The sequence below is a fragment of the Arthrobacter sp. I3 genome (assembly GCF_000520575.1).
In the GTDB taxonomy this organism is placed as follows: Bacteria; Actinomycetota; Actinomycetes; order Actinomycetales; family Micrococcaceae; genus Arthrobacter; species Arthrobacter humicola_A.
Genome location: NZ_KI914902.1, coordinates 152,946 through 155,418, shown reverse-complemented (window position 1 = coordinate 155,418; position 2,473 = coordinate 152,946). Strand labels below are relative to the sequence as shown.

Here is a 2,473-nt window from a genome sequence, read left to right as displayed (position 1 = left end):
GGCATGATCGGCTTCTGCCTCGCCGCCTTCAATTTCTTCGCCCTGCAGCCGATCCTCTTCACCTACCCGGCCACCCGCCTCAGCGGCGCCGCCCTCGCCGGCGGCATCGCCTTCGTCAACACCATCGGCCTCTGCGGCGGCTTCCTGGGCCCCTACGTCATGGGCTTCATGCAGGACGCCACCGGCTCCAAGCTCTCCGGCCTGTGGTTCATCGTGGGCATGTGCGTCATCGGCGCGTTGCTGTCCCTGCTGCTCAAGCGCGGCACGGAGAAGCCCGCGGTTGTTCCGGCCGCCCACTGACGCTGCTCCCACCGCCCGTTCCGGACGCGCCCCGCCGCGCGTTCGGAGCGGGTCCGCAAGCCATCTCACTGCAAGGACTACTCATGGATTTCACCGCCAAGCGCATTCTCGTCACCGCCGGAGCCAACGGCATCGGCCTGGCCATCGCCAGCAAGTTCCGGGAACTCGGCGCCACCGTCTTCGTCACCGACATCGACCCCGACGCCGTCGACAAGGCCCGCGTCAACGGGCTCCTCGCCGCGGTCAGCGACGTCTCGGACGAGGGCCAGGTCCGCGAACTCATGGACACCGTCCGGGTCGAAATGGGCGGCCTCGACGTCCTCGTCAACAACGCCGGCATCGCCGGGCCCACCGGGCCCCTGGAATCCCTCGACGCCGCGGCGTGGAAGGCAACCTTCGACGTCAACATCCATGGTCAGTTCTTCTGCATCAAGCATGCCCTGCCCCTGCTGCGCGAGGGCAGCGGCGCCTCTATCGTGAACCTGTCCTCGGCCGCCGGGCGGCTGGGCATGGCCGGCCGCAGCGCCTATTCGGCGTCGAAGTGGGCCGTCGTCGGGCTGACCAAAACCCTCGCGATCGAACTTGGCCCGGACGGCATCCGTGTCAACGCCATCTGCCCCGGCGCCGTCAACGGCCCACGCATTGACTCCGTCATCGCCGCCAAGGCCCGGATGCTCGAGCTGCCGGCGGACGAGGTCTCCGCGCTGTACCACAACCAGTCCTCGCTGGGCCGGCTGATCGAGGCCGAGGACATCGCCAACATGGCCGCCTTCGTGGCCAGCGACATGGCCCGCAACGTCAACGGCCAGGCTCTCGCCGTGGACGGCAACACCGAAAAGCTCTACTGACCTGAACTGCCTGGGGAGCCGGTCCGCCCCAGGCCGCCGCCCGCCCCGCACCCACATTGCCCCGCCCTGCCCACCAAGGAGACATTCCCATGGCTGCTGCCCGCAAGGTCATCATCACCAGCGCCGTCACCGGCGCCATCCACACCCCGTCCATGTCCCCGCACCTGCCCGTCTCCCCCGACGAGATCGCCGACGCCGCGATCGGCGCCGCCGAGGCAGGCGCCGCGATCGTGCACATGCACGCCCGCGACCCCAGGGACGGCCGCCCCTCCCAGGACCCCGAGCACTTCGCCCCGATCCTGGACAAGCTCAAGCGCAACACCGACGCCGTCATCAACATCACCACGGGCGGCTCGCCGCACATGAGCGTCGAGGAACGGATGCAGCCGGCGGCGCTGTTCAAGCCGGAGCTTGCCTCCCTCAACATGGGCTCGATGAACTTCGGGCTGTACCCGATGCTGGACCGCTTCACCGAGTTCGGCCACGACTGGGAGCGCGAAGGGCTCGAAAAGAGCCGCGACCTCGTCTTCAAGAACACCTTCCAGGACATCGAGACCATCCTGGGCATCGGCAACCAGAACGGCACCCGCTTCGAGTTCGAGTGCTACGACATCTCGCACTTGAACAACCTCGCGCACTTCCACGGCCGCGGGCTGGCCAGGGGCCCGCTGTTCGTCCAGTCGGTCTTCGGCCTGCTCGGCGGCATCGGCGCGCACCCCGAGGACCTCATGCACATGCGCCGCACGGCGGACCGCCTGCTCGGCGAGGACTACGAGTGGTCCATCCTGGGCGCCGGCAGGAACCAGATGCCGCTCGCCACGATCGGCGCCGCCATGGGCTCCCACGTCCGGGTGGGCCTGGAGGATTCCCTGTGGATCGGTCCCGGCCAGCTCGCCGCGTCCAACGCCGAACAGGTCACCCGGATCCGCACCATCCTGGAAGCCCTCAACTTTGAGGTCGCCACCCCCGACGAGGCGCGGCAGATGCTGCAGCTCAAGGGCCGGGAAAACGTAGGGTTCTGAGCCGATGAGCATCCTGGTGGCCCCGGACAGTTTCAAGGGCACCTTCACGGCGGCCGAGGTGGCCGGGCACATCGCGGCCGGCATCCGCTCGGCCGGCGCGGCGGCCCGCGAGCTGCCCGTGGCCGACGGCGGCGAGGGCACCACCGAGGCCCTCGCCCGCGGTCTGGACGCCCGGCCCGTCCTTGTCACCACGGTCGGGCCGTGGGGCGAACCCGTCGAGGCGGCGGTCGGGCTCACCGCCGACGGGACCGCCGTCGTCGAACTGGCTGTCGCGAGCGGCCTCAACCTGCCGTCGGCTGGCGG

Annotated in this window: 4 protein-coding genes; all 4 read left to right on the top strand. The window is 69.6% G+C overall.

Translation table 11 applies throughout. The features are described 5' to 3' along the window. Positions 1–300, top strand: a 300-nt coding sequence (locus tag Y706_RS29110) for an MFS transporter (RefSeq protein WP_043434493.1), incomplete at its 5' end; no start/stop codon positions are given. 83 nt (positions 301–383) lie between these two features. Continuing rightward, positions 384–1,148, top strand: a complete 765-nt coding sequence (locus Y706_RS0103450; RefSeq protein WP_028275472.1) for an SDR family oxidoreductase — start codon at positions 384–386, stop codon at positions 1,146–1,148. Positions 1,149–1,237: 89 nt separating this feature from the next. After that, the gene (locus tag Y706_RS0103445) at positions 1,238–2,170 is read left to right on the top strand and encodes a 3,5-dioxohexanoate:acetyl-CoA acetone transferase (RefSeq protein WP_028275471.1); all 933 of its coding nucleotides are present in this window, start codon (positions 1,238–1,240) and stop codon (positions 2,168–2,170) included. Positions 2,171–2,174: 4 nt separating this feature from the next. Continuing rightward, positions 2,175–2,473, top strand: a 299-nt coding sequence (locus tag Y706_RS23410; RefSeq protein ID WP_043434491.1) for a glycerate kinase, incomplete at its 3' end; no start/stop codon positions are given.

Coding starts and splice junctions, on each gene's coding strand:
- Y706_RS0103450 (WP_028275472.1), top strand. CDS start 384: ATGGATTTCACCGCCAAGCGCATTCTCGTCACCGCCGGAGCCAACGGC.
- Y706_RS0103445 (WP_028275471.1), top strand. CDS start 1,238: ATGGCTGCTGCCCGCAAGGTCATCATCACCAGCGCCGTCACCGGCGCC.